This window comes from Ruegeria sp. CG8 (genome assembly GCF_056537165.1).
The window spans coordinates 1-1,285 of record NZ_JBQFRA010000013.1; the positions used below are offsets into that span (position 1 = coordinate 1).

Consider the following 1,285-nt stretch of genomic DNA (forward strand, 5'->3'; position numbering starts at 1 on the left):
ATGGCAAAGGAAAAGTTTGAGCGTACAAAACCGCACGTCAACATTGGCACGATTGGCCACGTTGACCACGGCAAGACGACGCTGACCGCAGCAATCACCAAGTATTTCGGCGACTTCAAGGCGTATGACCAGATTGACGGTGCGCCGGAAGAGAAAGCGCGCGGCATCACCATCTCGACCGCCCACGTGGAATACGAGACCGACAACCGCCACTATGCGCATGTCGACTGCCCCGGCCACGCTGACTATGTGAAGAACATGATCACCGGTGCGGCGCAGATGGACGGCGCGATCCTGGTTGTGAACGCCGCTGACGGCCCGATGCCGCAGACCCGCGAGCACATCCTGCTGGGCCGCCAGGTTGGCATCCCGAAGATGGTCGTGTTCCTGAACAAGGTTGACCAGGTTGACGACGAAGAGCTGCTGGAACTGGTTGAGATGGAAGTTCGCGAACTGCTGTCCAGCTACGACTACCCCGGCGACGACATTCCGATCATCGCAGGTTCGGCTCTGGCCGCGATGGAAGGCAACAACCCGGAAATCGGCGAGAACAAGATCCGCGAACTGATGGCGGCCGTTGACGAGTACATCGACACGCCCGAGCGCGCTGTTGACCAGCCGTTCCTGATGCCGATCGAAGACGTGTTCTCGATCTCGGGTCGTGGTACCGTTGTGACCGGTCGTGTCGAGCGTGGTGTGATCAACGTTGGCGACGAGATCGAAATCGTCGGCATCCGCGACACGCAGAAGACCACCTGCACCGGTGTCGAGATGTTCCGCAAGCTGCTGGACCGCGGTGAAGCCGGCGACAACATCGGCGCCCTGCTGCGTGGTGTTGACCGTGACGGCGTCGAGCGTGGCCAGGTTCTGTGTAAGCCGGGCTCGGTGACTCCGCACACCAAGTTCGAAGCCGAAGCCTACATCCTGACCAAGGAAGAAGGCGGCCGTCACACTCCGTTCTTCGCGAACTACCGTCCGCAGTTCTACTTCCGTACGACTGACGTGACCGGCACAGTGACCCTGGCCGAAGGCACCGAGATGGTCATGCCCGGCGACAACGTGTCGTTCGGCGTTGAGCTGATCGCCCCGATCGCCATGGAAAACGGTCTGCGCTTCGCCATCCGCGAAGGCGGCCGCACCGTCGGCGCAGGCGTCGTGTCCAAAATCATCGAGTAAGGCGCGCCTGTCGCGCCCGGTTGCGGCAGGCGGTTTTCCAAAGCGAAGCCAGCCGAAAGCAACTCGGTGAGAAACCAAAGAAGGCCGTCCCAATCCGGGGCGGCCTTTT

1 protein-coding gene is annotated in these 1,285 nt (G+C 61.1%); it reads left to right on the top strand.

What is annotated here, in order from left to right; translation table 11 throughout:
* Positions 1-1,176 (top strand): elongation factor Tu (gene tuf / locus ACR0EF_RS18535; protein ID WP_170343064.1); only part of this gene is annotated, 1,176 nt, incomplete at its 5' end.
* Between the last annotated feature and the right edge of the window lie 109 nt (positions 1,177-1,285).